Source organism: Ramlibacter sp. WS9 (assembly GCF_003797765.1).
Lineage (GTDB): Bacteria > Pseudomonadota > Gammaproteobacteria > Burkholderiales > Burkholderiaceae_C > Ramlibacter.
In genome coordinates this window covers 331,609-356,736 of record NZ_RKMB01000001.1, presented here as the reverse complement: position 1 = coordinate 356,736, position 25,128 = coordinate 331,609, and the positions used below count along the sequence as shown (strand labels likewise).

Sequence of the window (25,128 nt, the reverse complement as noted above, 5' to 3'; positions counted from 1 at the left end):
GGCGCACGCCTTGACAGGCCCTACGGCCGCGAACGCAGTGTGCGGCTTAGCAGCATCACCGGGATCAGCCCCACCAGCACGAGGGCGAGCGACGGCAACGCGGCCTCGCCCAGGCGTTCGTCGCGCGCGAGCTGGTAGGCCACCACCGCGAGCGTGTCGGTGTTGAAGGGGCGCAACACCAGTGTGGCCGGCAGTTCCTTCATCACATCGACGAACACCAGCAGCGCCGCCGCCGCGCTCGAGCGGCGCAGCAGCGGCCAGTGCACGCGCGCCAGCATCGCGAAACCCGCGGCGCCCAGCATGCGCGCCGAATCGTCGAAGCTGCCCGGGATGCGTGAGTACCCGCTTTGCACCGATTGCAGCGCCACCGACACGAAGCGCACCAGGTACGCCCACACGACGCCAAGCACCGTGGCGGTCACCCAGCCGCCCACGCCGGCGCGGGGTGCGGCCTCTTGCAGCCAACCGACCGGCAACAACAGGCCCACCACGATCACCGCACCCGGCACCGCATAGCCCAGCGCCGCAAGCTGTACTGCGCCGCGAGTCACCGCATCGGGCGCGCGGCGCAGGCTGAAGGCCAGCAGCATCGCGATCGACACCGCCAGCACGGCGCTGATGACCCCCAGGCGCACGCTGTTGAACGACCATTGGACGAAACGGTCCCAGGGCAGCACCGACCAGTCTGCGGCCAGCGGACGCAGCATGAACAGCACCGGCAACACGAACCCGAGCAGCACCGGCAGCCCGCACACCGCCCAGGCCATCGCCAACCGGCCGCCACGCAGCGCGATGGGCTGCGCTTCGGCCGAGCCTGCGCGCGTGCCGCGCGGCGCGGCAAAGCGCAGGCGCTTTTGCGCGCGGCGTTCCAGCGCGAGCAAGGACGCCACCACGATCAGCAGCAGCGTCGCGAGCTGCGCGGCGGCGATGCGGTTGTCCATCGCCAGCCAGGCCTTGTAGATGCCGGTGGTGAAGGTCTGGATGCCGAAGTAGCTCGAGACGCCGAAATCGGCCAGCGTCTCCATGAGCGCGAGCGCCACGCCGGCCGCGATCGCCGGCCGCGCCAACGGCATGGCCACTTGGCGGATGCGCCGGCGCAGCGGCGCGCCCAGCAGCCGGGCGGCTTCCATCAGGTGCCCGGCACGCTCGCCCAGCGCGGTGCGGGCCAGCAGGTAGACGTAGGGATAGAGCGAGAAGATGAACACCAGCGCCGCGCCGCCGACGCTGCGAACCTCCGGCAGCACCCGGCCTTCCAGCCCGAAGGTGGCGCGCAGCCAGGTCTGCATCGGGCCGCTGAACTGCAGGTAATCGGTATAGGCGTAGGCCACCACGTACGCGGGCATCGCCAGGGGCAGCAGCAGCGCCCATTCGAAGGTGCGGCGGCCCGGAAAGTCGAACAGTGTCACGGCCGCCGCCGCCGCCCCGCCCACCAGCGCCACACCGGCACCGACCACGACGCACAGGCCCAAGCTGGTCCAGGCATAGCCCGGCAAAACCGTGCCGGCCATCTCGCCCAGGATCTGCGCGCTGCGCCCGTCCCACTGCAGCCAGGAGCCGAAGATGGCGAGCACCGGCAGTACCAGGAGGGCGGCCACCAGGAGGAGCAAGAGGTCTTGGAGCCGGCGGGCGCTCATGGCGTGGAAGGTCGGGAATGCCAGGGGGATGCCTGTCGATGCAAATGAGAATTGTAAGCATCTACAATCGGCTTCATGTTCGTCGAGGTCTCGAAGTTGAGGGTCCAGTACGCGGGGCGCCCCCTTCCCGCGGTCGATGACGTGTCGTTCGGCCTTCGCGCGGGTGACATCGGCGTGCTGATCGGCCCCTCCGGCTGCGGCAAGACGACGTTATTGCGCGCGGTCGCGGGCCTGGAGCGCGCGACGGCCGGCGATATCCGCATCGCGGGCGAAGTGGTCGGCAGCGCCGACACCCACGTTCCCGCCGAAGCGCGGCGGATCGGCATGGTTTTCCAGGACTACGCCCTGTTTCCGCACATCGATGTGGGCCGCAACGTCGGCTTCGGCATCCATCAGCTGCCCAGGCCCGAGCGCGCCGCGCGCGTGGCCGAAGTCCTGGCGCTGGTCGGCCTTCCGGGCATCGAGCGGCGCTTCCCCCACGAACTCTCCGGCGGACAGCAGCAACGCGTGGCGCTGGCGCGGGCGCTGGCGCCGCAGCCGAAGCTACTGCTATTGGACGAGCCCTTTTCGAACCTCGACGTCGACCTGCGCGAGCGCCTAGCCCACGAGATTCGCGCGATCCTCAAGGCCGCGCACGCCACCGCCCTCTTCGTGACGCACGACCAGCTGGAAGCCTTTGCCATCGGCGACGTGATCGGCGTCATGCACGAAGGCCGGCTGCACCAATGGGACGACGCCTACACGCTGTACCACCGCCCGGCCACGCGCTTCGTCGCCGACTTCATCGGCCACGGCGTCTTCGCGCCGGCCACGCTGCGCGAGTTGGGCGACGAAGTCATCGTGCAAACACCGCTGGGCGAATTGCCCGACCTGTCCGAACGCGGCCTGCCCCACGCTTTTGCATCGGGTGAGTGCGACGTGCTGCTGCGCGCCGACGACATCGTCCACGACGACGACGCGCCGGTGAAGGCGGAGATCATGCGCAAGGCATTCCGCGGCTCGGAGTTTCTCTACACCTTGCGGCTGGCCAGCGGGCAAATCGTGCTGGCCCACGTGCCCAGTCACCACGACCACAAGATCGGCGAGTGGATCGGCATCCGTGCCGAGATGGATCACGTGGTCACGTTCGCGCGGCAGCCTGCGGCCTGATTTTTTCTTCAGCGCCGCAACGCATCCACCGCCTCGCGCAGATCGGCGGCCCACGCCCGGCGCCCGCGGCCTCGTGCAAACTCCGGCGCACCATAGCTCACCACCGCCGTGATCGGCGGACCGCTCAACGTGCGCCAGATCGAGCCGACCAGGGTGTCGTCGTCGATGTAGCACGGTGTGAGGCTCGCTTCCCCGCTCGCGGTGTCGATGAATTGCAGCGCCACAGGCTGCACGGGAGCGTCGGCGGAAATGGCCGCCTGCAGCAAGTTGGCATGAAACGGCAGCAGCGTGACGCCGTCGCTGGTTGTTCCCTCCGGAAACACGGCCAGGATGTCGCCGGCCTTCAGGCTCTCGGCCATGTGGTGCACGACACGCATGGCATCGCGCCGCGATTCGCGTTCGATGTAGAGCGTGCCGGCGCCGGTCGCCAGCGTGCCGATCAAGGGCCAGTGCCGCACTTCGGACTTGGCGACGAAGCGGCAGTGGCGCGCCGCATGCATCACCAGGATGTCCAGCCAGGAGATGTGGTTGGCCGCGAGCAGCATCGGCCCGGCTCCAGGCGGCGTACCGCGCACCTGCAGCGCGATGCCCATGACGCCCAGCATGCCGCACGACCACGCCTGGACCCGCTCCTGCCGCTGCGCCTCGCTCATTCGCGGAAACATGAAGACGACGCTCGCCAGCCCCGCCAGCGCGTGCACGAAGCCGCGGGCGAATCGCCAGACGGCGCGCGGGACTTTCAGAGCCTTTCCTGACCTTCGTACGCGACCTGGCCGCCGGCGATGGTGCAGCGCACGCGCCCTGGCAGCTCGTAGCCCGAGAACGGTGTGTGTTTGCCCTGGCTGCGCAGCGACTCGGCGGTCACTGTCCATTCGGCTTGGGTGTCGAACACGCAGACATCCGCGATGCCGCCTTCGACCAGCTGACCCGCACTCGCCTGCAGCGTGCCCAGCGCGGAGCCCAGCACGCGTGCCGGCTCGCTGGTCAGAACCGCGAGGGCGCGCGTGAGGCCGCATCCGCTTTCCTGGCCCCACTTGAGCGCCAGGCCCAGCAGAAGTTCCAGCCCGGTGGCGCCCGGTTCGGCTTCGGCGAAGGGCAGCGTCTTCGCGTCCTCGTCGACCGGCGTGTGGTCCGACACCAGTGCGTCGATGGTGCCGTCGGCCAGGCCTTCGCGCAACGCGTCGCGGTCACGCTGCTGGCGCAGCGGCGGGTTCAGGCGCATGCGGCTGTCGAAGTAGCCGATGTCCACATCCGTGAGGTGCAACGAGTTGATGCTGACGTCGCAGGTGATGGGCAGGCCCTGCTCCTTCGCCTGGCGCACCAGCTCGACGCCCGCCGCGCTGCTCAAGCGGCACAGGTGGACACGCGCGCCGGTGGACTTCACGAGCTCGAAGATCGTGTACAGCGCGATGGTCTCCGCGGCCACCGGCACGCCGGACAGCCCGAGCCGCGTGGCCAGAGCGCCGCTCGCGGCGACGCCCTTGCCCAGGTGCAGTTCCTGCGGCCGCAGCCAGGTGGTGTAGCCGTAGGTGGCCGCGTATTGCAGCGCGCGTTGCAGCACCTGCGTGCTCTCCAACGGCACTTCGGCCTGGCTGAAGCCGACGCAGCCGGATTCCGTCAGCTCCATCATCTCTGTGAGCGTTTCGCCTTCAAGGTTGCGCGTGAGAGCGCCGAGCGGGAACACGCGCGCCTGGTGCAGCTTTTCGGCGCGGAACTTCAGCATCTCGACCAGGCCCGGCTCGTCAAGCACCGGCTCGGTGTCGGGCGGGCACACCAGGCTGGTGACACCGCCGGCGACGGCCGCGGCCATCTCACTCTCCAGCATGCCCTCGTGCTCGTGGCCGGGTTCGCGCAGCCGCGCCGCCAGGTCGACCAGGCCCGGCGCGACGATGCAGCCGGATGCGTCGATGGTCCTGCTGGGCGCGAACGTCGGCGCGATCTTGCCGATCGAAACGATGCGGCCCGCCGCCAGCGCGATGTCGCAGATTTCGTCGAAATTGGTGGCGGGGTTCATCACCCGGCCGTTCTTGATGAGGATCTTCATGCTTCGTTCCCCGCGACGATGCTCATGACAGCCATGCGCACCGCGATGCCGAACGTGACCTGCGGCAGGATGACGCTCTGCTTGCCGTCGACCACCGCCGAGTCGATCTCCACGCCGCGGTTGATAGGCCCGGGGTGCATCACGATGGCGTCGGGCTTGGCGTGCTGCAGTTTCTCCGGCGTGAGGCCAAAGCTCTTGGAGAACTCCTGCGACGAGGGCAGCAGCGCGCCGGTCATGCGCTCGTTCTGCAGCCTCAGCATGATGACGACGTCGCAGCCCTTGATGCCCTCTTCCAGCGAGTGGAAGACGCGCACGCCCATTTGCGACATGTCGGCCGGCACCAGCGTCTTGGGCCCCACCACCCGCACTTCGGCGCAGCCCAGCGTGGTGAGCGCGTGGATGTCGGAACGCGCGACGCGCGAGTGCAGCACGTCGCCGACGATCGCCACCGTGAGGTTGGAGAAGTCCTTCTTGTAGTGCCGGATCGTGTACATGTCCAACAGGCCCTGCGTCGGGTGCGCGTGACGGCCGTCGCCCGCATTGATCACGTGCACGTGCGGCGCGACATGCTGGGCAATGAGGTAGGGCGCGCCCGATTCGCTGTGCCGCACCACGAAGAGGTCGGCGGCCATGGCGGAGAGGTTGGCGATGGTGTCCAGCAGCGATTCACCCTTGGAGGCCGAGGAGCGCGCGATGTCCAGGTTGATCACGTCGGCGGAGAGGCGCGTCGCCGCGATCTCGAAGGTGGTGCGGGTGCGCGTCGAATTCTCGAAGAACAGGTTGAACACGCTCTTGCCGCGCAGGAGCGGCACCTTCTTCACTTCGCGGTCGCTGACGCTGACGAAGCTGCCCGCCGTGTCGAGGATGTGCGTGACGATCTCACGCGGCAAGCCCTCGATGGAGAGCAGGTGAATGAGTTCGCCGTTCTTGTTGAGTTGGGGGTTTCGTTTGTAGAGCATATCGATTTCAGCCCTCCACCTTGAAGCTGAACTTGCCTGCGTCGTCTCTCGCCAGTGCCAGCGATTGCGCAGCCGGGATCGTCACGCGCGCCGCGGCGTAGTCCGCCTGCACCGGCAATTCACGCCCGCCGCGGTCCACCAGCACCGCGAGCTTCACGCTGGCCGGGCGGCCGTAGTCGAACAGCTCATTGAGCACAGCGCGGATGGTGCGCCCCGTGTAGAGAACGTCGTCCAGCAGCACGATGTGCGAATCGTTGACGTCGAAGCGCAGCTGCGTCTGCTGGCCCGCGCCGGACAGGCCGCGCTTGGCAAAATCGTCGCGGTGCATCGCCGAAGAGATCACGCCGACCTCGCCCGTCAGGCCGAGGTCCTTGTGCAGGCGTTCGGCGAGCCACGCGCCGCCGGAGGTGATGCCCACCAGCCGGGTGTCGGGGGCGCGCATCTGCTGCACGCCGCGCAGCAGCTCGCGATACAGGGCCTCTGCATCCAAAACGAGGTTGCTCACTTCAAGCTCCTCAAAAATTGTTCAAGAATCACGCAGGCCGCGCCTGCATCCGCGTCGCTCGCGCCCGCCGACAGTGCTTCGGTGGTGCTGTAGCGTTCGTCCACTTCGTACACCGGCACCTTCAGCCGCCCCCGCAGCTGGCGGGCGAATTTTTTCGCCCGCGCCGTATTGTCGTGGCTCGCGCCATCGGGATGGAACGGTACGCCGACCACCACCGCATCGGGCTGCCATTCGCGCACGCGCGCCTGAGCCGCCTCCAGGCGCGCATCGCCCTCGGCCCTGATCGTCGCCTGGGGCGTGGCGGTGCCCAAGAGGCGATTGCCCACGGCAACCCCGGTGCGCTTGGCACCGAAATCGAAAGCTAAAAAGGTCTGGAAGTGGGAGGGGACATCAAGCATCGGAGGGCTCACGCCGTCCTCCGCCGGGCCGCCCCAAGGCGGATGTGGCCCCCTTGGGGGGCAGCGCAGTACACGAAGTGACAAGCGTGGGGGCTCATGAATGCCCCGCGTCTGGAGAGAGCATGTACGCCTGCAGCCCGAGCAGGGCGAGGGCTTTGTCGTAGCGTTGCTCGATGGGCGTGTCGAAGATGACGCGCAGATCGGCGCCGACCGTGAGCCAGCTGTTCTCGGCGATTTCAGACTCCAGCTGGCCCTCGCCCCAGGCCGAGTAGCCGAGCGAGACCAGCACCTTGCGCGGGCCGGCACCGGTGGAGAGCGCCTCCAGGACGTCCTTGGACGTGGTCATCTCCAACCCACCGGGAATCGTCATGGTCGATGCGTAGACCGGCTCGCTGGGCGCCGCGTCGGAAGCGAACACGGCCTCGTGCAAAACGAAACCGCGCTCCGTTTGCACCGGGCCGCCCTGAAACACCGGCGTCGCAGCCAGGTCGTCGCGGCCCAACGGCAGTTCGACCTTGTCGAACAGGTTGCGCAGGTTGATGTCGCTGGGCTTGTTGATCACCAGGCCCAGCGCGCCGCGGGCGCTGTGCTCACACAGGTAGACGACGCTCTTGGCAAACGCCTCGTCCTCCATCCCCGGCATCGCGATCAGGAAATGATGCGTGAGGTTGATCGAGGTGTCGTCGGCGGGCATGATCGAATTTTAACTCCGGGCCCCCGCCTGCCGGCGCAGAAATGGAAACACCCTACGCGGCTGGTCTGATGTGGTTTCGGCGCGACCTGCGGGCCCACGACAATGCGGCGCTGCGCCGAGCGCTGGCGCGTTGCCGGCAGGTTCACTGCGTGTTCGTCTTCGACCGGGAGATCCTGGACGCGTTGCCGCGCCAGGACCGCCGCGTCGAATTCATCCACGAATGCCTGGTGCAGCTCGACGCGGCGTTGCGCGCGCTCGCCGCCGCCCCGGGAGCAGGGCTGATCGTGCGCCACGCCGTCGCCGCGGTCGAGGTGCCGACGTTGGCCCGCACTTTGGGCATCGAGGCGGTTTTCGCCAACCGCGACTACGAGCCGGACGCTTTGGAGCGCGACGACCGGGTGCGAACAGCATTGGCCGCGCAGCGGATCGTCTTTCATCTGGACAAAGACCAAGTGGTTTTCGAAGGCCGCGAGCTGCTCACACAGTCGCAAACGCCGTACACCGTTTTCACGCCCTACAAGAGAGCGTGGCTGGCCAAGGTTGGCGACCCAGCGTTGGCGCCTTGCGCGGTCGAGCGCCTGGCGCGCCGGCTGGTGACCCGGCCCCCGGCGATGCGGCAAGGCGTGCCTTCGCTCGCGCAGATCGGGTTTGAACCCACGGACCTGGCCGCGCTCGCCGTGCCGGCCGGCGTCGCGGGCGCCCGGCGCCTCCTGGACGACTTCCTGACCCGCATCGACCGTTATGGCGCTGCACGCGACTTTCCCTCGGTGAAGGGTCCCAGCTACTTGAGCGTGCACCTGCGCTTCGGGACGCTGTCGGTTCGCGAGGCTGTGCGCGCCGCGCGCTCGAACCCGGGCGAGGGTTCGGACGTGTGGCTCGGCGAATTGATCTGGCGCGACTTCTATTTCCAGATCCTGGCCAATTTTCCGCATGTCACCCAGGGTAGCTTCAAGCCGGCATACGACGCCATCGACTGGGAAACCGGCGCACAGGCCGACGAACTGTTCGCCGCCTGGTGCGAAGGACGCACGGGCTATCCGCTGGTCGATGCAGCCATGGTGCAGCTCAATCGCACGGGGTATATGCACAACCGCCTGCGCATGGTGACGGCGAGCTTTCTCACCAAGGATCTCGGGATCGACTGGCGCCGTGGCGAGCGCTATTTCGCGGAGAAACTGCTCGACTACGACCTCGCGGCCAACAACGGCGGCTGGCAATGGGCGGCCTCGACCGGCTGCGACGCGCAGCCGTACTTCCGCATCTTCAACCCGGTGAGCCAGAGCCGCAAGTTCGATGCCGAAGGCGCGTTCATCGCGCAATGGCTGCCGCAGCTTGCCGATTTGCCGGTGGACGCGCGGCACGCGCCGTGGGAGACGGGTGCGCTGTTGCTGGCAGCGGCGGGCATCGAACTGGGGAAAGACTATCCGCGGCCGGTGGTCGACCATGACGAAGCCCGGGCGCGGACGTTAAGCCGCTACGGCGCCGTCCGCCAGGCCCCGGCCTGATCAGACGGAGATCATCGCCGTGCAGTAGTGCTTGACCAGGCTGAGCAGCTCTTCTTCCGAGTAGGGCTTGCCCAGGTAGTGGTCGACGCCCAGCTCCTTGGCGTGCTCGCGGTGCTTTTCGGCGATGCGCGAGGTGATCATGATGATCGGCAGGTCTTTCAGGCGGGCGTCGCCACGGATGTTGCGGGCCAGGTCGAAGCCGTCCATGCGCGGCATCTCGATGTCCGACAGCACCACCGTGGGCTTTTCCTCCGCCAGCCGCTCCAGCGCCTGCAGGCCGTCGGCCGCCATGCTGACGCGGTAACCTTCGCGCTGCAGCAGGCGTTGCGTCACGCGGCGCACCGTGATCGAGTCGTCGACCACCAGGACCAGCGGGATCTGCGGAGCCGCCGGCGCCAGCGGCTCCGGCTTGGCGGGTGCGCCGGCCCGTTCCAGCACGTCCGGCTGCGCGTTGTCGGCGCTGAGCTGGCGCGCCTGCTCACCGTACACGGCCGTCAACGCGACCGGGTTGTAGATCAGCACCACCGCGCCGGATGCCAGCACCGTCATCCCGGCGAGGCCAGGCAGGCGGGCGAGCTGCGGCCCGAGGTTCTTCACCACCACTTCCTGGTTGCCCAGCACTTCGTCGACGTGCACGGCGATTCGCTGTGCGGCGCTTCGGAACACCACCACCGGCAGTGTCCTGCCCTGCGGCTCGGCGGTGCGCTGGGAGGCCTGGAGCAAAGCGCCCGACCAGTAGAACGGCAGCTGCTCGCCGCCCATCTCGTAGAAGCCCGTGTTGTAGGCCTGCTGCACTTCCTTGGCTGTGGCGCGGCGGACGATTTCCACCACGTTGGCGGGCACGCCAACCGACAGCGTGCCGCTGCGAATCATCACCACCTGCGTCACCGCGGTGGTCAGCGGCAGCACCAGCTTGAAGCTGGTGCCCTGGCCGGCAGCCGTCGTCGTTTCGATGCGTCCGCCCAGCGCGTTCACCTCCGCGCGAACGACGTCCATGCCGATCCCGCGGCCGGACAGCTCGGTGACCTGCGTGGCCGTCGAAAAGCCCGGCATGAAGATCATCTGCGCGGCTTCCTGGTCGGAAATTTCCTGGCCGGGCGAGATCATGCCCTGCTGCAGCGCCTTTTCGCGGATTCGCGGCAGGTTCAGGCCGCTGCCGTCGTCCTTGAACTCCACCGACACGTCGTTGCCTTCGTGGTGCAGCCCGATCAGGATGGTGCCCGACGCGTCCTTGCCCGCGGCAACGCGGACCGCCGGGTCCTCGATGCCATGCGCCACGCAATTGCGCAGCAGGTGCTCGAATGCGGGCGTCATGCGGTCCAGCACGCCGCGGTCCATTTCGATCGAGCCGCCGGTGATGTCCAGCTTCACCTGCTTGCCCGTTTCTTTCGACGCGAGCCGGATCACGCGGTACAGGCGATCGGAAATGCCTTCGAACTCCACCATGCGGGTGCGTAGCAGGTCCCGCTGCAGTTCGCGCGTCTGGCGGGCCTGGGCGATCAGGTCGTCTTCGGTCGATTCAACGGTGCGCTGCAGGTTGCGCTGCACCGTGGCCACGTCGTTCACCGACTCGGCCATCATGCGCGTGAGCTCCTGCACACGGGTGAATCGGTCGAACTCCAGCGGATCGAAGCCCGCCGCGGAATCCTTGGCTTGCGCCAAGCGAGACTGCATCTGCGACTCGGCTTGCAGCTCGATGTCGCGCAGCTGGCTGCGCAGGCGGTCCAGGTTGCCCGTCAAGTCGGTTAGCGAGCCACGCAGCTGGCGCAACTCGGCCTCCAGGCGCGAGCGCGTGATCATCACCTCGCCGGCCTGGTTGACCAGGCGGTCCAGCAGCTGCGAGCGCACGCGCACAGCCTGGTTGGCCGCCGCGCGCTGCGGCGCAAGATTGGTGGTGACGGGGCGCGCCAGCAGCGCGCGCCTGAGCGCGGGGTCGGCGGACGGTTCCGGCTGCGACACCGTCGGCGTCGGCGTGGCCGTTTCGTCGGCGGCCGAAGCCGCGGGTATGTCGGCGAGGCGCGGCGCTTCGGGTGTGGCGTCGGCCCGCACTTCGGGAACCGGCGGCATGCCGCCGGTTGCGCGCAGCCGGTCGAAATTCCCCTGCATGTTGTCGAAACTGTGCAGCAGCCCTTCGAGGTCGGCGTCGGTCGCGCCGCCGGAGCCAAGGTGCTCGATCTCCGACTCCATGCGGTGCGTCAGCTCGCCCAGCCGCAGGGCGCCGGCCAGCCGCGCGCTGCCCTTGAGCGTGTGCAGGGCCCGCAGCACTTCGTCGCGCGCGCTGCGATTCTCCGGACGTGCTGCCCACTGCCGCAGGGCGCCACCCAGTTGCGGCATGAGTTCGATCGCCTCTTCCTCGAAGATCGGGAACAGGTCGGGGTCGATCGCGTCGACGATGTCGATGTCGTCCTGGTCGTCGCCGAAGTCGGTGACGATGCGGCTGACCACCGGCGCCACGGGCGCAGGGGCTGCAACGGGCATGAGCACGGGCACAGGCGGCGCGATGGAAACGGGTACGACAAAGACCGGCGCGGGCGCGGAAATGGCCACCGGTGCCGGCGCAGCGACAGGCGGTTGCACGACAGGCGGCTCAGGCTCGGGCGCCTGCGCGGCAACGGGCTCGAGTGCGGCGAAGTCCGAGAACGGATCCTCTTCCTGCATGTCGGCCCGCTGCGGGATATCCAGGTCCTTCAAGGCCACGAGAGCGCGGATCAGGCCGGCGTCCGGGTCCTTCAGGAAGCCCGCGGCGAACTGGTGCAACAGGCGCCGGATCTCTTCGGCCGCTTCGGTGAAAGCCTTGCCGTGCTGCGGCGTGCCGTAGGCGAGCGATTGGGTCTGCAGCAGCGCGCTTTCCAGCGCGCGGGCGATGTCGGACAGCGCGTGGAAGCCCACCGTGGCGGAACTGCCGGCCAGCGCGTGCGCCAGGCCCACGGTTGAATCGGGCACCTGCTGGTTCAGCTCCAGCGCCCACTCCGCCACTTCCGTGGCGAGGCGGCGAGACCACTCGTCGGCTTCGTTCAGGTAAACGTTGTACAGCGGGATGCCGATGCGCAGCGTGCTGCCGATGACCTTGACCTGATCGTCGATCGCTTCGGCGGGCTCGGCGGCCTCGGCCACTTCAACAACGGCCGGGGCTTCCGGCGGCAGCAGGTCGAAAGCTGCGAGGTCGATTGCGGCTGCGTCCTCGGAGAAGGAAATTTCCAGGCCCGCGTCGGCAGGCGCTTGAACTGCTGGCGTTTCGGGCACCGGCTCCGCCGGCGTGCCGCCGAGAGCGGCCAGGCTCTCGAAGTCGATGCCCTGGATTTCAACGGGCATCTCCACGGCCGGCCGGTCTTGCGCCGGCGCCTCGGGCGCGAGCTCGAAATCGAAGTCGGGTGGCAACTCGTCGAGGGGGATCTCCGCCGCCTCGGGCGCTTCGCCACGGATCACCTGCGTCATGTCGAACGACGCAGGCTTGGCGGGAGCAACGGGCGCGGGTGCGGATACTTCAGGTTCCGGCGTGGCAACAGCCGCTGCTTCCGGTTTGGCGACCAGCCCCAGGTCGAGCTCGAAGGAGATCGGTTCGGGCTCGGACGGCGCGGACTCCACCTGCACCGGTTCCAGCTTCTGGGTCTTGCTCAGCTGGAGATCGAATTCCGCCACCTGCAGGGCCGATGGAAGCGCCACGACCGCGGGGGCGGGTGGCTCGGGCATCTCGAACACCCCGGGAATCTCCACGATCACCGGTTCCACCGCGACCGCTTCCGCGGCCGCAACTTCGAGAACCTCGGCTGCGGGCGTCTCGGGCGGCAGTGCCAGCGGCAGCAGTTTGTGTTCGGTGCGCAGCGCATCGGCCGGGCCGCGGAACATGCCCGCCCTCCACTTGCCGTCGCTGTTGGCAGCGATGTCATCGGTCCAGCGCGAGAAGCCGCGCATCGCATTTCCCGCCAAAGTCCGCAGGTCTTCGGTAGCGGCCTTCTGGTCAGCCAGCCAGGTGTTGAGCACCTGCTCGAGCGACCAGGCCGCCTCGCCGAACTCGGTGAGGCCGACCATCCGGGAGCTGCCCTTGAGAGTATGGAAGGCGCGGCGCAGCGTCGTCAGCTCGGACACGTCGCCTGGATTCGCCGCCAATGCGCTGATGGCCGTCAAGCCGTTCTGCACGACTTCGCGCGCCTCTTCCAGGAAGATGTCGCGCAGGTCGTCTTCTTCGATGTCCGGTTCGGACGCCGACTCGGACGCCGGGGCCACCGGCGTCGCCACGGCCGCTGCCAGGTTGCCCAGCGCCGTCGCGGCGGCGCCAGAGTTGTGCGCGGACACCGCCGCCGCCATCTCGCGCGCGGCGTGGGCCACGCCCTTGTTCTCGGCCAGCGTGGCCTGGGCTTCGATCGTCCCCAGTTCGCTGCTGAGCTCGCTGAACCCCGATTCGGCAGCCTTGCTCACGACCGACATCACTTGCTGCGACAGGTTGTCGGCCGGCTCGTCGTTTTCCGGCACGGAGTGCCCGGTGCGTCCCATCAGCGGCCGCAGCTCGCCCGTGCTGTCGTCATAGACGAACAGCTTCTTGGCCAGCGACGGCTGGTAATTGAGCATGTCGATGAGGAAACCCAGCGCGCCCAGGTTGTTGCCCAACTTGTCGAACGTGCCGGCCGTACGGGCGCGCTCGTCGTCGATCTCGGTGACGATGATTTCCTCGACGGCCTCGCGCATGCGCAACACGGCCTGCGCGGCCTGGTCGAGGCCGAGCACGGAAAGCACACCGCGCATCTGGGCCAGATGGCCCGGCGCATCGCGCAGCGGCGCCTTGTCCTGGGTGTTGCGGAAGAACTGGTCGAGCAGCTTCTCGAGCTCGCCCAGCGTGCCGCGCAGCTCGCCCACGACGCTGCCCATGGTCTGGCGGTCGCTGACGCGGCGGTACAGCTCTTCCATCCAGGGTTCCAGCGCTTCCGGCTGGCCGCCCTGGCTGGCGGTATTCAGGCGCTCGGCCAGCCGCGCGGTGCGGACGGCCAGTTCGTTGTCGGCCGGATCCAGGTCTTCGAATGCCGCTTCGAGGTACAGCACGGCCGTCGCGACTTCCATCGCAAGTTCGGCGGCGGGCGCACGGCCCGAGCGCGCGACGGCATCGATCACGCTGGAAAGCGACGCGGCCAGCGGCGCGCTGGGCGGGTGCAGCTTGGTGAGCGAATCGCTAACCAGGTGGAACTGGTCCGTGAGGCCCTTGAGCTTGCTCACGTCCCCACCCGAAAGGCCCGACCATGTTTCCTTGGCGGCGACGATGCGCTTGCGCGCCTGCGCCAGCAGCACCGGGTCGAACCGGCCGTACTGCGCCGTCTGGTAGTCGACCGGCGTGAACCGCGCGAGCGTCCAGGCCTCGCGCACGGCGGCCAGGGACGGCGCATCCGAGCCCTGCGCCGGAACGGCTTGCGAACAGAAGAAGACCAGGTCCTGGGCCAGGCGGTCGGACACGCCCAGCTCGCCCTTGGCGAGCGCGGCGTATTGCAGCAGCACGCGCGAACCGGCGCGCTTCACATAGAGATCGAGCGGCAGCAGGCCAAGGCCCACGGCCTCGAAATAGCCCGCGCAAATCTTCCAGAAAATCTTCGGCTGGCGCGCCGACTGCGTGGCCGCGAGCGACAGGCTCACCTTGACCATCTCGCGGGCGGCATCGGGGTCGCCCGACTTCATGACTTTCAGCACCGCCTGGTCCATGCGCGCGCGAACGGCCGGATCGTAGACGCGCGCTTCGCCGACCGCTGGCGTGGCCGGGTCGTTCCAGCGCCACTCCATGCCCCACAGGTCGGCGGGATGGATGCGGTCCGCGCCGGCGAGCTCCTGCACGTCGCGGTACTGCGGGAACAGCGCCACGGCGGACGCGGCCTTGCCCATCAGCACGCCTTCGAGGTATTCGGTCAGCGCGAAGCCCGCGCGCTCCACTTTGGCGGACGCGGCCTCATTGCACAGCTCCGGCTTCTCGACGAATTTCTGGACGGCCGCTTCCATGCAGCGCAGCATGTGCGCCGGGGCGCCCAGCCCCACCATCTCGAGCGCGCCGACCGCCTGGTGCAGCTGCTGCCGCGCGATGCGCAGGTGCCCGCCATCGACCGAGGCCATGTCCGTGCCCCGCGCGAGGGCGGTGTCGCGCACGAAGCGGCGAAGCGCGGCAGACGCGGAGTCGAGCGACTTGCGCAGTTCGTCCAGCACCCAGGCCAACGGGCCCAGGTCTGTGGTGGCGACATCGATTTCGGTTGCTGCTTCCATCACACACCCGTGCTATGTAGTACGGGGGCCACCGCGGAACCGGCTTTGCCGGGCCGCTGGTGGCGCCCCATTGAGGGGGCTGAGAGGCCGCGGCTCCAGACCTGCCTGCGCAGGTCTGGACGGCATCGAAGAGTCACAGCCTCTGGCTGTGACTTCACGCCGAAGGCGCCTCGGGGGGGAGCCATCATTCAGGCGATTTTGAATCGCGACACCGACTGGCGGAGTTCCTCGGCCATGCGGGAGAGTTCGCGCACCTGCTGGGCCGTCGAGCGGGTACCTTCTCCGGTCTGTTCCGTCACCGCGAAAATGTGCTGGATGTTGCCGGCCACGACGTTGGCGGACTCGGCTTCTTTCGACGCGGAGTTCGAAATCTGCTCAATCAGGTCAGCGAGTTTGCGCGACACCTGGTCGATCTCGGTCAGCGCCGTGCCTGCGTTGTCCGACAGCTTGGCCCCTTCCACCACACCCTGCGTGGAGCGTTCCATGGCGGCCACGGCATCCTGCGTGTCGGTCTGAATGGCCTTCACCAGCGCCGAGATCTGGCGCGTGGCGTCCGCGGAGCGTTCGGCCAGTCGCTGCACTTCTTCGGCCACCACCGAGAAGCCTCGTCCGGCTTCACCGGCTGACGCCGCTTGAATGGCCGCGTTAAGAGCCAGCACGTTCGTCTGTTCGGTAATGTCCGAGATCAGCTCCGTGATTTCACCAATCTCCTGCGACGATTCACCCAGCCGCTTGATCCGCTTGGAAGTTTCCTGGATCTGGTCGCGAATCGAGTTCATGCCGCCGATGGCGTTCTGCACGGCCGAGAGACCAGACTCGGCGGCCAGCAGCGATTGCCGGGCCACCTGGGCTGACTCTTGCGCCTGGCCCGACACCTGGTTGATTCGGCCTGCCATGTCGAGCACCGACTGGCCGGTTTCGCGAATTTCGCGCAGCTGCTCCGTGGACGCCGCCAGCAGCTCGGTCGACGTGCTTTCCACCTGCGCCGTCGTCTGGGCCACCTTCGTCGCCGTGTTCTGCACGTTACCCACCAGCTGCCGCAACTCTTCCACCGTGTAGTTCACCGAGTCGGCGATGGCGCCCGTGATGTCTTCCGTCACCGTGGCTTCCTGCGTCAGGTCGCCTTCGGCCACTGTCTGCAGTTCGTTCATCAGTCGCAAAATGGCCGCCTGGTTGGCGTCGTTCACGCGCTTGGCTTCCTGCTCCTGCTGCTCGGCTTCCAGCCGCTGCGCTTCGGCCACCGTCTGGCGCTTGCGGCTGTCCTGCAGCTGCACGTAGGCCAAGCCGACGGAGCACATGATCGCGAACAAGGCCGCGATGCCCAGGGCGACCAAGGCGCCGACGCCCAGGCCGGTCTGTGCGGACAGCTTGCCCTGCAGGTCTTCCATCGAGCGGCGCAGCGGCTCGCTGTCGGCAATGATCGCCGCCTGCGCTTCACGGGCGGACACCAGGCCCTGCAGGTTGCCCAGAATGGCGCCGGCTTGCGTGCGGGTCTGTTCGTAGAGCTTCATCAGCGCTTCCAGGCGCTCGCGGGTCTGCGGGTCTTTCGAGCCGGCCAGCCGCAGCTCGGGGCTGCCATCGAGCAGGCCTTGCGCGATTTCCTTGAACGAGTTCAAGTCCTTGCCCAGCAGGAACACGGCCTCGGGCGACACGCCTTCCATCGTCAGGAATTCGTTGGCCGACTTACCGATACGCTGCGTCAACATCACCAGCTGGCCGGCGGCGGAGATTTCGGCGGGGGGGGCGTTCTGCTGCAGCTTCAGCGACGACACCGTTTCCGCGATTTCCAGCAGGTCGGAAGACTGGCGGTTAATCGTGCGCAGGGCGTTGCCCACCTGCGTCAGGATCTTCTCCTGGCTCATGACGGTGCCGGCGTTCTTTTCAGCGCGCTCCATCATGGGAAGGATCTTTTCGACGTCTTCCTGGAGTTCAGTGCCCACCGGCTGCAGGCGCAGCGACTCGTCGCCGCCCTTCAGGCCGCGCACCGTCTTGGCCAGCACGCCGGCGCTTTCCTTCACGTCGGGGAAGGCCTGTGCGCTACCCACCAGGGCCTGCGACACCGATTTGGCGAGGCGCTGCGACTGCATCAGCGACTGGCCGGTACCGGCCACCTGCTGGGCGACCGTGTCGGCCTGCCGCACCGCGAACACAGCCACCGAGCCCAACACCACCAGCGACAGGGCCAGCAAGGTGAACAGGATCCGCTGGTGCGTAATGATGGTGCGCCGCCCGAGCAGCGGCACGGAAATCAGTTCGGCTTCCTGGATCGCGTCGAGCGGCGAGGCAGCGGACTCGTCCTGGCCGATGCTGTCCGGGTCGGCCGGTGTCATCGCGACGGCCTGGCTGCTCTCCATGGCGCCCGTCGCCATCATCGGGTCGATGGACGCATCGGGCATGCCGAGGCTCAGGTCGCCGGTGGTTTCGGCGACCGGGTCGGCTCTCTTTTTCGAAAACAGGCTGGACAGTTTCTCAACGACGGACATGGTGAAGGCCTTCCGGGGAACTAGGGCTTAAGCGCTGATGCTCAGGAACTGGGGTTGTTGCGATAGCGCCTGGAGGTTGATCTCCTGCCAGTACGCACCATTGGCATCGGTGTAGCCGCTGCCGAAATATCCAGGCGCACCTTCGGGCGGTTCGCTGGAAGAAGAAAAGGCATCCAGGTTGCGCAGGCCCGCCAGCCGGTCGATGAGCAGGGCGCAATTGACTTCAAGCATCGCGTTGAGCGCAACGAGCCGGGATTCGGCCCGCGTGGCATCGGAACGCATGGCGGGGGCGCGGCCGGCCATGAAGCTGGCCAGGTCCACGACCCCGTAGAGGCCGCCGCGCAGGTTGGCCACGCCCAGGAACCAGTCCTGCGTGTAGGGCACCGGCTGCGCGTTGGCAAAAGGGAAAATCTCGCCCGACTGGGCGAGCGGGAACAGGTACTTGGCACCTGCGGATTCAACGGCCAGCCACGACGCCTGCACACCTTCCGTGCGGGCGGCCTGGAGCCGGCTTGCCAGCCGGCTTTGGAGTTCTCGAAGCGCTTCGCGATTGGCCATGTCTCGAGTTTCGTTAAGAGATCAACTAAGGGCCTTGATCTTGGCCATCAACTCATCGGCATCCACAGGTTTCGTGATGTAATCCCGCGCCCCTTGCCGCATGCCCCAGACCCGGTCGGTCTCCTGGTTCTTCGACGTGCACATGATGATCGGCACGTCGGCATAGAGCGGGTCACGCGTGATGGCACGCGTCAGCTGGAAGCCGTTCTGGCCCGGCATCACCACATCCATCAAGATCAAGTCCGGCTTCTCTTCGGCCAGGCGCCGGAAGGCGTCTTCGGCGTTCTCGGCCGTCTTCACGGCGAAGCCGTTCTTCTGCAGCAAATCCGTCATGAACATCAACTCGGTCTTGGAATCGTCCACGACGAGGACTTTTTTAATCGCCATCACATCACTCCTTCTTTTGCGGCCCCGAACTGCTGCACGGTCTGCAACAGCTGGTCCTTGGTAAACGGTTTGGTCAGGTAGTCTTGCGACCCGACCATGCGGCCCCGCGCCTTGTCGAAGACGCCGTCCTTGGAAGACAGCATCACCACGGGCACCGAGGCGAATTTGGCGTTGCGCTTGATGATCGCGCAGGTCTGGTAACCATCGAGGCGGGGCATGAGGATGTCGCAGAAGATCAGGTTGGGCTGGTAATCGTTGACCTTCGCCAACGCGTCAAAACCATCCTCGGCCAGCAATACATCGTGGCCACCCTGCTTCAGGAAAATCTCTGCACTGCGCCGGATCGTGTTGCTGTCGTCGATCACCAGCACCTTGAACCCAGTCGTGCTCACTTGACGCTGCTCCTCATTTGTAACTGCTGTGGGTGCGGCATCATCCGAAGATGTAACAACGCCGCCCTTTAGATCTGCACCATTTCAAAATCTTCCTTGCGGGCACCACACTCGGGGCAAGTCCAGTTCATCGGAACCTGAGACCACAAGGTCCCGGGTGCGATGCCATGATCGGGGGCTCCGGCTGCTTCGTCGTAAATCCACCCGCAAATCAGACACATCCAGGTTTTCGTTTCAGTCACAGCTTAAAGGGCCTTCGAATAGAATGCAACGATTGTATCGAGGCCCTTCGCCGCACCACCGCACAGCGTGCCAACGGCTGGAAGATTCAGGCCTATGACAAACCCCAACATCCCCATCGACACCGAAGCCTCGCCTGAAGGCGACGACGACGATTCGAACCCCGCGTGCGTGATGGTGTTCAACGCCAGCGACCCCAGCGGCGCGGCCGGACTCGCGGCAGATGTAACCGCGATTGCGTCGGTCGGCGCGCACGCCTTGCCAGTTGTAACAGGCGCCTATGCACGCGACACGGCCGAGGTATTCGACCATTTCGCCTTCGAGGAAGAAGCCGTCGCCGAACAGGCACGCGCCATCCTCGAAGATGTTTCGGTGCAGGTTTTCAAGGTCGGCTTCGTCGGCAGCCCCGAGGCGATCAGCACCATCGCCGAGATCGCAGCCGACTACGCGGAAGTGCCGCTCATTGCCTACATGCCGAACCTCTCCTGGTGGGACGAAACACAGATCGACCTGTACCTCGACGCCTTCCGCGAGCTGATGCTGCCGCAGACCACCGTGTTGGTGGGAAACCACAGCACGCTGTGGCGCTGGCTCTTGCCCGACTGGAACAGCGACCGCAGCCCCACCGCCCGCGACATCGCGAAGGCCGCCTCCGAGATGGGCGTGCCCTATACATTGGTCACCGGCATCCCGCTGCCCGAGCAATACATCGACAACGTGCTGGCGACGCCGCAGGCCGTGATCGGCAGCGAGAAGTTCGAGCGCTTCGAAGCGATCTTTTCCGGCGCGGGCGATACGCTGTCGGCGGCGTTGGCCGCGCTGGTTGCAAGCGGGACCGATCTCGCGGCAGCGGCCACCGAAGCCCTCAGCTACCTCGACCGCTGCCTCGATGCGGGCTTTCGCCCCGGCATGGGCAACGTCGTTCCCGACCGCCTGTTCTGGGCCCAGCCCGAAGGCGAAACGCAACAACTCACCGACGAAGAAGCGCAGGCCCTGCAAGTCTTCGACATGCCAGCGCGCGATACGAAACACTGACCCTCATGGACAAGAACGAAATGTTGTTCGAGCGCGCGAAAGCGCTCATCCCCGGCGGCGTGAACTCGCCCGTGCGCGCCTTCAAGGCCGTCGGCGGCACGCCCCGTTTTGTCGCCCGCGCACAGGGCGCGTATTTCTGGGACGCTAACGACAAGCGCTACATCGATTACATCGGCTCGTGGGGGCCGATGATCCTCGGCCACGGCCACCCGGCCGTGGTGGAAGCGGTGCAGAAGGCCGCACTGGAGGGCTTCTCTTTCGGTGCCCCGACCGAGCGCGAAGTGGAGCTCGCCGAAGAGATCGTGAAGCTGGTGCCGTCCATCGAAATGGTGCGCCTGGTGAGCTCGGGCACCGAAGCGGCGATGAGCGCGATCCGGCTTGCGCGCGGCGCGACGGGCCGCAGCAAACTGATCAAGTTCGAAGGCTGTTACCACGGCCACGCGGACGCCCTGCTCGTGAAGGCCGGGTCGGGCCTCGCGACCTTCGGCAACCCCACCAGTGCGGGCGTGCCGCCGGAAGTGGTGCAGCACACGCTGGTCCTCGAATACAACAACGTCGCCCAGCTCGAAGAAGCCTTTGCGCTGCATGGCAAGGACCTCGCATGCCTGGTGATCGAACCGATCGCGGGCAACATGAATTTCGTGCGGGCCAGCGTGCCTTTCATGACGCGCTGCCGCGAGCTGTGTACCCAGCACGGCGCGTTGCTGGTGTTCGACGAAGTGATGACCGGTTTCCGCGTCGCGCTGGGCGGCGCGCAGAGCGTCTATGCGAAGGCGATCCCCGGCTTCAAGCCCGACATCTCGGTGATGGGCAAGGTGATCGGCGGCGGCATGCCGCTCGCCGCGTTCGGCGGGCCGAGGGCCGTGATGGAGCATCTGGCGCCGCTCGGGCCGGTGTACCAGGCGGGCACTTTGTCGGGCAATCCGGTGGCCACGGCCTGTGGCCTCGCCACTTTGAAAGAAATACAGAAACCGGGATTTTTTGATGGTCTCGCGGCCGCAACCCGGTCGCTGGTCGATGGTCTCAGCCAAGCCGCTGCGGCAGAAAGTGTTGCTTTCAGCGCCGACTGCGAAGGCGGGATGTTCGGATTCTTTCTGCTGCCCGAACTGCCGCAGAACTATCCGGCCGTCATGAAGACCGACAGTCCGCGCTTCAACCAGCTTTTCCACGGGCTGCTGGACCGCGGCATCTACATCGCACCAGCCCTGTACGAAGCCGGATTTGTAAGCGCGGCCCACACGCCCTCGGACCTCGCTGAAACAATTTCAGCGGCGAAAGCGGTCTTTGCCAGCCTCAATGCCTGAAATGCCTGACGCCTGAGAACACCATCGCCACGCCGCGTTCGTCGGCGGCGGCGATGACTTCGGCATCGCGCATGCTGCCGCCCGGCTGGATCACGCAGCTGGCACCCTGGTCGATGATCACATCGAGGCCGTCGCGGAAGGGGAAGAATGCATCGCTGGCCGCCGCGGTGCCCTGCAGGGACAAGCCCGCATTCGCTGCCTTGATGCTCGCGATCTTGGCCGAGTCGATCCGGCTCATCTGGCCCGCGCCCACGCCCATGGTCATGCCGTCCTTGCAAAAGACGATGGCGTTGGATTTGACGTATTTCGCGACCTTCCAGGCGAAAAGCAGATCCTGCAATTGCTCGGGCGTCGGCTGCTTCTGCGTGACGACTTTCAGTTCGCCCAGCGTCATTTCGCGGTTGTCGGCCGTCTGCATCAGCAGGCCCGATCCCACGCGCTTGACGTCCATCGCATTGCGGCCGTTGTCCCAATCCGCCGGGCCGCCCGGAGGCAGGGCAATCTGGAGCACGCGGACGTTGGCCTTGGCCTTGAATACTTCCAACGCTTCGGCCGTGAATTCCGGCGCCATCAGCACTTCGACAAATTGCTTGGCAACCGCCTGCGCGGCGCCGGCGTCCACGACGCGGTTGAACGCGATGATGCCGCCGAAGGCCGAGGTCGGATCGGTCTTGAGCGCCTTGGTGTAGCCCTCGAGCGCGTCCTTGCCCACGGCCACGCCGCACGGGTTGGCGTGCTTGACGATCACGCAGGCCGGCACGTCGAAGCCCTTCACGCATTCCCACGCGGCATCGGCATCGGCGATGTTGTTGTACGACAGCTCCTTGCCCTGCAGCTGGCGCGCCGTGACGAGTGAGCCGGGAGCGGGGTGGAGATCGCGGTAGAACGCGGCGTGCTGATGCGGGTTCTCGCCATAACGCAGGTCCTGCAGCTTCACGAAGCGGCCGTTGGCTTGCGAAGGGAACAGGCTGCGGCCGCCCTCTTCCAGGATGCTGGAGAGGTAGTCGCTGATGGCCCCGTCATAGTTGCTGATGCGGTTGAACGCGGCGACCGACAGGGCAAAGCGCGTCTTGTCCGAGAGCTTGCCCGCCGTCTTGAGTTCGTCCAGCACGAGCGCATATTGCGACGCGTCGGTCAGCACGCCCACGTCTTTCCAGTTCTTGGCCGCGGACCGGACCATCGCCGGGCCGCCGATGTCGATGTTCTCGATCGCATCTTCCAGCGTGCAGCCGGGCTTGGCGACCGTGGCCTCGAACGGGTACAGGTTGACCACCAGCAGGTCAATCTCGTCGATACCATGCGCCTTCAATGCCGCCATGTGCTCAGGCAGTTCTCGCCGCGCCAGCAGCCCGCCATGCACCTTCGGATGCAGCGTCTTCACGCGGCCGTCCAGCATCTCCGGGAAATCCGTCACCTGGGCCACTTCGGTGACCGGCAAGCCGGCGTCAGCCAGCAGCTTGGCGGTGCCGCCGGTGGAGATGAGCCGTATGCCCAGCGCGTGCAGCGCCTGGGCGAATTCGACGATGCCGGTCTTGTCGGAGACGGAAATGAGTGCTTGCATGGATGCGTCTTGGTTGTCTTGTTACTTAAGCAAGCGGTGTTCGACCAGCTTCTTGCGCAGGGTGTTGCGGTTCAGCCCGAGCCATTCCGCGGCCTTGGACTGGTTCTGGTCGGCTTTCGCCATCACGACTTCGAGCAGCGGCTTTTCAACCACCTTGACCAGCATCTCGTACATGCCGTCGGGCTCGGTGCCGCGCAGGTCCCGGAAGTAGCCTTCCAGGCTCGCGCGCACACACTCTTCTATGTGCTTTTTGCTCATCGAGCCCCCACGTCTGCCGCCAAGGCGGCAGCACTGCCCCCCAAGGGGGCGCGAGCTTGCTCGAAGCGGTTCATCGCAGCGCTCATGCGTTGACTTCCTCTGCTTCTTGTTCGTTATCGTCTTGCATCGCCAACCCTGCGTTGGGCATGCGGTCCGCGCCGCTGCCCAATTCATCAAAAAATTCCGCTACCGCGTGCAACTGGGCCACGCAGTCCTCGATTGTGTTCATGCGCGCACGGAACTCGGCGCCACCCGGCAGCGACTTCACGTACCAGGCAATGTGCTTGCGCGCGCTGCGCACGCCGGTGAACTCGCCATAGAGCGCGTAGTGGTCCTGCAAATGCTCCAGCAACAAGCGCCGCACTTCGCCGACCAGCGGCGCGGCCAGGTGCGTGCCCGTCGCGAGGAAATGCGCGATCTCACGGAAGATCCACGGCCGGCCTTGCGCCGCGCGCCCGATCATGACCGCGTCGGCCTGGGTGAAGGCGAGCACTTCGCGTGCCTTCTCCGGTGTCGTGATGTCGCCATTGGCCACGACCGGCACACGCACGGCAGCCTTCACCGCGGCGATGGTGTCGTACTCCGCCTGGCCGCCGTAGCCTTGCTCGCGCGTTCGGCCGTGAACCGTGAGCATCTGCACGCCCACGCCCTCGAAGAGGCGCGCGAGGCGCACCGCATTCTTTTCGGCTTGGCACCAGCCCGTGCGCATCTTCAGCGTGACCGGCACACCGTGCGGCGCGGCCGCTTCCACCACCGCCTGCGCGATCGCGACGGCCAACGTTTCGTCCTGCATCAGCGCGGAACCCGCCCACTTGTTGCAGACCTTCTTGGCCGGGCAACCCATGTTGATGTCGATGATCTGCGCGCCGCGGTCGATGTTGTAGACGGCGGCTTCGGCCATCATCGCCGCGTCTGTGCCGGCGATCTGCACCGCGATCGGGCCGGGCTCGCCCTCGTGGTTGGCGCGCCGCGACGTCTTGAGCGTGTTCCAGAGGTCGCGGCGCGACGTGACCATCTCGCTCACCGCATAGCCCGCACCCAGCCTGCGGCACAACTGCCGGAACGGCCGGTCCGTCACGCCCGCCATCGGCGCCGCGAACAGGTTGTTCGCAAGTTGGTGGGGGCCGATGTTCATGGGAGAGGAGAGGCGGGGCTGCTGAAAAATGAGGCACGATTGTATGCCCGCCGCATTTCAGCCATTGAAATAAAGGAACTGCGTATGCGCCTACAGGTTCACGGTGCCGCGCATCACCATAATCCGGCATGACCTGGCTCGAACCCATCCTGGCGCTGCTCGCGTTGCCGCGCTATGGGTTGACGACGCTGTTCGTCGCGGCCTTCATCTCCGCGACACTGTTGCCCGTGGGTTCGGAGCCAGCCCTGGTCGGCCTGCTCATGCTCAATCCCGAGCTGTTCTGGAGCGCTGTCTTCGTGGCCACCGCCGGGAACACCTTGGGTGGCATCGTCGACTGGTGGATGGGATACGGCGCGCACCAGGTGGCCGACAAATACGGCAAGTCCAAGTCGCACCTGAAGGCAATCGAATGGCTCGAACGGCTGGGACCCAAGGCCTGCCTGCTGGCCTGGCTGCCGCTTGTCGGTGATCCGTTGTGCGCCGTGGCGGGGTGGCTCAGGCTTTCGTTCTGGCCATGCGTTGGTTACATGCTGGTCGGCAAGTTCCTGCGCTACGCAATCATGACGCCGATCTTGCTGCGGATGTTGCCGAATTAGCGCTTGCGAAAGGTGTCGCGGGGAGTTGGGCGAAAATGAGCCAACGCCGTCCAAAGCAAG

At 66.6% G+C, this 25,128-nt stretch carries 21 protein-coding genes; 5 read left to right on the top strand and 16 right to left on the bottom strand.

All coding sequences use genetic code 11. From position 1 onward, the window contains the following. Positions 1-20: 20 nt before the first annotated feature. Positions 21-1,634, bottom strand: a complete 1,614-nt coding sequence (locus tag EEB15_RS01715) for an iron ABC transporter permease (protein WP_141507793.1) — start codon at positions 1,632-1,634, stop codon at positions 21-23. A gap of 75 nt (positions 1,635-1,709) precedes the next feature. On the opposite strand from EEB15_RS01715, the gene EEB15_RS01710 reads away from it, so the two are divergent. After that, positions 1,710-2,783, top strand: coding sequence for an ABC transporter ATP-binding protein (locus EEB15_RS01710; protein ID WP_141507792.1), 1,074 nt, complete (start codon positions 1,710-1,712; stop codon positions 2,781-2,783). 8 nt (positions 2,784-2,791) lie between these two features. On the opposite strand, the gene EEB15_RS01705 is transcribed toward EEB15_RS01710, so the two are convergent. The 6 genes from EEB15_RS01705 to EEB15_RS01680 all read right to left on the bottom strand — a co-directional run bounded on the left by EEB15_RS01705 (position 2,792) and on the right by EEB15_RS01680 (position 7,383). Beyond that, on the bottom strand, positions 2,792-3,526 hold the full coding sequence (locus EEB15_RS01705) for a lysophospholipid acyltransferase family protein (RefSeq protein ID WP_370283299.1): 735 nt from the start codon (positions 3,524-3,526) through the stop codon (positions 2,792-2,794). Further along, positions 3,523-4,827 carry a dihydroorotase gene (locus EEB15_RS01700; RefSeq protein WP_141507791.1) on the bottom strand — a complete coding sequence of 435 codons (1,305 nt, stop codon included), beginning with the start codon at positions 4,825-4,827 and terminating at the stop codon, positions 3,523-3,525. Before EEB15_RS01700 ends, EEB15_RS01705 begins: the two co-directional genes overlap by 4 nt. After that, entirely contained in the window at positions 4,824-5,786 is a 963-nt protein-coding gene (locus tag EEB15_RS01695; RefSeq protein ID WP_141507790.1) for an aspartate carbamoyltransferase catalytic subunit, read from the bottom strand. The genes EEB15_RS01700 and EEB15_RS01695 overlap by 4 nt, the downstream gene beginning before the upstream one ends. A 7-nt stretch (positions 5,787-5,793) precedes the next feature. Then, positions 5,794-6,291, bottom strand: a complete 498-nt coding sequence (gene pyrR, locus EEB15_RS01690) for a bifunctional pyr operon transcriptional regulator/uracil phosphoribosyltransferase PyrR (RefSeq protein ID WP_141507789.1) — start codon at positions 6,289-6,291, stop codon at positions 5,794-5,796. Then, on the bottom strand, positions 6,288-6,689 hold the full coding sequence (ruvX, locus tag EEB15_RS01685) for a Holliday junction resolvase RuvX (protein WP_141508015.1): 402 nt from the start codon (positions 6,687-6,689) through the stop codon (positions 6,288-6,290). The genes pyrR and ruvX overlap by 4 nt, the downstream gene beginning before the upstream one ends. Before the next feature lie 94 nt (positions 6,690-6,783). Continuing rightward, entirely contained in the window at positions 6,784-7,383 is a 600-nt protein-coding gene (locus tag EEB15_RS01680; protein WP_141507788.1) for a YqgE/AlgH family protein, read from the bottom strand. Between the two features lie 41 nt (positions 7,384-7,424). Here EEB15_RS01680 and EEB15_RS01675 point away from each other — a divergent pair, with 41 nt between their 5' ends. Then, a complete protein-coding gene (locus EEB15_RS01675) occupies positions 7,425-8,888 on the top strand; it encodes a deoxyribodipyrimidine photo-lyase (RefSeq protein ID WP_141507787.1) in 1,464 nt (487 codons plus the stop codon). Here EEB15_RS01675 and EEB15_RS01670 read toward each other — a convergent pair whose 3' ends face one another. From EEB15_RS01670 to EEB15_RS01645, 6 genes are all read right to left on the bottom strand, one after another. After that, positions 8,889-15,119 carry an Hpt domain-containing protein gene (locus EEB15_RS01670; RefSeq protein ID WP_141507786.1) on the bottom strand — a complete coding sequence of 2,077 codons (6,231 nt, stop codon included), beginning with the start codon at positions 15,117-15,119 and terminating at the stop codon, positions 8,889-8,891. A gap of 188 nt (positions 15,120-15,307) precedes the next feature. After that, positions 15,308-17,602, bottom strand: coding sequence for a methyl-accepting chemotaxis protein (locus EEB15_RS01665; RefSeq protein ID WP_141507785.1), 2,295 nt, complete (start codon positions 17,600-17,602; stop codon positions 15,308-15,310). Positions 17,603-17,629: 27 nt separating this feature from the next. Then, positions 17,630-18,160, bottom strand: a complete 531-nt coding sequence (locus tag EEB15_RS01660) for a chemotaxis protein CheW (protein WP_141507784.1) — start codon at positions 18,158-18,160, stop codon at positions 17,630-17,632. A 21-nt stretch (positions 18,161-18,181) separates the two neighbouring features. Further along, positions 18,182-18,547, bottom strand: a complete 366-nt coding sequence (locus EEB15_RS01655) for a response regulator transcription factor (RefSeq protein WP_141507783.1) — start codon at positions 18,545-18,547, stop codon at positions 18,182-18,184. Further along, entirely contained in the window at positions 18,547-18,939 is a 393-nt protein-coding gene (locus EEB15_RS01650; protein WP_141507782.1) for a PleD family two-component system response regulator, read from the bottom strand. Before EEB15_RS01650 ends, EEB15_RS01655 begins: the two co-directional genes overlap by 1 nt. A gap of 68 nt (positions 18,940-19,007) precedes the next feature. Continuing rightward, positions 19,008-19,160 carry a rubredoxin gene (locus EEB15_RS01645; RefSeq protein WP_255466278.1) on the bottom strand — a complete coding sequence of 51 codons (153 nt, stop codon included), beginning with the start codon at positions 19,158-19,160 and terminating at the stop codon, positions 19,008-19,010. Positions 19,161-19,275: 115 nt separating this feature from the next. On the opposite strand from EEB15_RS01645, the gene EEB15_RS01640 reads away from it, so the two are divergent. Further along, entirely contained in the window at positions 19,276-20,214 is a 939-nt protein-coding gene (locus EEB15_RS01640; RefSeq protein ID WP_141507780.1) for a bifunctional hydroxymethylpyrimidine kinase/phosphomethylpyrimidine kinase, read from the top strand. A 5-nt stretch (positions 20,215-20,219) separates the two neighbouring features. Continuing rightward, a complete protein-coding gene (hemL, locus tag EEB15_RS01635) occupies positions 20,220-21,518 on the top strand; it encodes a glutamate-1-semialdehyde 2,1-aminomutase (RefSeq protein WP_141507779.1) in 1,299 nt (432 codons plus the stop codon). Here the strand turns inward: hemL and purH are convergent. From purH to dusB, 3 genes are all read right to left on the bottom strand, one after another. Next, the gene (purH, locus tag EEB15_RS01630) at positions 21,508-23,079 is read right to left on the bottom strand and encodes a bifunctional phosphoribosylaminoimidazolecarboxamide formyltransferase/IMP cyclohydrolase (RefSeq protein WP_141507778.1); all 1,572 of its coding nucleotides are present in this window, start codon (positions 23,077-23,079) and stop codon (positions 21,508-21,510) included. The two genes, hemL and purH, sit on opposite strands and share 11 nt — an antisense overlap. Positions 23,080-23,100: 21 nt before the next feature. After that, positions 23,101-23,337, bottom strand: coding sequence for a Fis family transcriptional regulator (locus EEB15_RS01625; protein ID WP_141507777.1), 237 nt, complete (start codon positions 23,335-23,337; stop codon positions 23,101-23,103). Between the two features lie 82 nt (positions 23,338-23,419). Then, complete coding sequence (dusB, locus tag EEB15_RS01620; RefSeq protein ID WP_141507776.1) at positions 23,420-24,472, bottom strand: tRNA dihydrouridine synthase DusB; 1,053 nt, start codon at positions 24,470-24,472, stop codon at positions 23,420-23,422. Between the two features lie 128 nt (positions 24,473-24,600). Between dusB and EEB15_RS01615 the strand changes: the two genes are divergently transcribed. Next, positions 24,601-25,068, top strand: coding sequence for a YqaA family protein (locus tag EEB15_RS01615; RefSeq protein ID WP_141507775.1), 468 nt, complete (start codon positions 24,601-24,603; stop codon positions 25,066-25,068). Positions 25,069-25,128: the final 60 nt, after the last annotated feature.

Excerpts from the sequence above, each read along its gene's own strand:
- EEB15_RS01715 (WP_141507793.1), bottom strand. The coding sequence starts at position 1,634 with ATGAGCGCCCGCCGGCTCCAAGACCTCTTGCTCCTCCTGGTGGCCGCC.
- EEB15_RS01710 (WP_141507792.1), top strand. The coding sequence starts at position 1,710 with ATGTTCGTCGAGGTCTCGAAGTTGAGGGTCCAGTACGCGGGGCGCCCC.
- EEB15_RS01700 (WP_141507791.1), bottom strand. The coding sequence starts at position 4,827 with ATGAAGATCCTCATCAAGAACGGCCGGGTGATGAACCCCGCCACCAAT.
- EEB15_RS01695 (WP_141507790.1), bottom strand. The coding sequence starts at position 5,786 with ATGCTCTACAAACGAAACCCCCAACTCAACAAGAACGGCGAACTCATT.
- ruvX (WP_141508015.1), bottom strand. The coding sequence starts at position 6,689 with ATGCTTGATGTCCCCTCCCACTTCCAGACCTTTTTAGCTTTCGATTTC.
- EEB15_RS01680 (WP_141507788.1), bottom strand. The coding sequence starts at position 7,383 with ATGCCCGCCGACGACACCTCGATCAACCTCACGCATCATTTCCTGATC.
- EEB15_RS01675 (WP_141507787.1), top strand. The coding sequence starts at position 7,425 with ATGGAAACACCCTACGCGGCTGGTCTGATGTGGTTTCGGCGCGACCTG.
- EEB15_RS01670 (WP_141507786.1), bottom strand. The coding sequence starts at position 15,119 with ATGGAAGCAGCAACCGAAATCGATGTCGCCACCACAGACCTGGGCCCG.
- EEB15_RS01665 (WP_141507785.1), bottom strand. The coding sequence starts at position 17,602 with ATGTCCGTCGTTGAGAAACTGTCCAGCCTGTTTTCGAAAAAGAGAGCC.
- EEB15_RS01660 (WP_141507784.1), bottom strand. The coding sequence starts at position 18,160 with ATGGCCAATCGCGAAGCGCTTCGAGAACTCCAAAGCCGGCTGGCAAGC.
- EEB15_RS01655 (WP_141507783.1), bottom strand. The coding sequence starts at position 18,547 with ATGGCGATTAAAAAAGTCCTCGTCGTGGACGATTCCAAGACCGAGTTG.
- EEB15_RS01645 (WP_255466278.1), bottom strand. The coding sequence starts at position 19,160 with ATGTGTCTGATTTGCGGGTGGATTTACGACGAAGCAGCCGGAGCCCCC.
- EEB15_RS01640 (WP_141507780.1), top strand. The coding sequence starts at position 19,276 with ATGACAAACCCCAACATCCCCATCGACACCGAAGCCTCGCCTGAAGGC.
- hemL (WP_141507779.1), top strand. The coding sequence starts at position 20,220 with ATGGACAAGAACGAAATGTTGTTCGAGCGCGCGAAAGCGCTCATCCCC.
- purH (WP_141507778.1), bottom strand. The coding sequence starts at position 23,079 with ATGCAAGCACTCATTTCCGTCTCCGACAAGACCGGCATCGTCGAATTC.
- EEB15_RS01625 (WP_141507777.1), bottom strand. The coding sequence starts at position 23,337 with ATGAGCAAAAAGCACATAGAAGAGTGTGTGCGCGCGAGCCTGGAAGGC.
- dusB (WP_141507776.1), bottom strand. The coding sequence starts at position 24,472 with ATGAACATCGGCCCCCACCAACTTGCGAACAACCTGTTCGCGGCGCCG.
- EEB15_RS01615 (WP_141507775.1), top strand. The coding sequence starts at position 24,601 with ATGACCTGGCTCGAACCCATCCTGGCGCTGCTCGCGTTGCCGCGCTAT.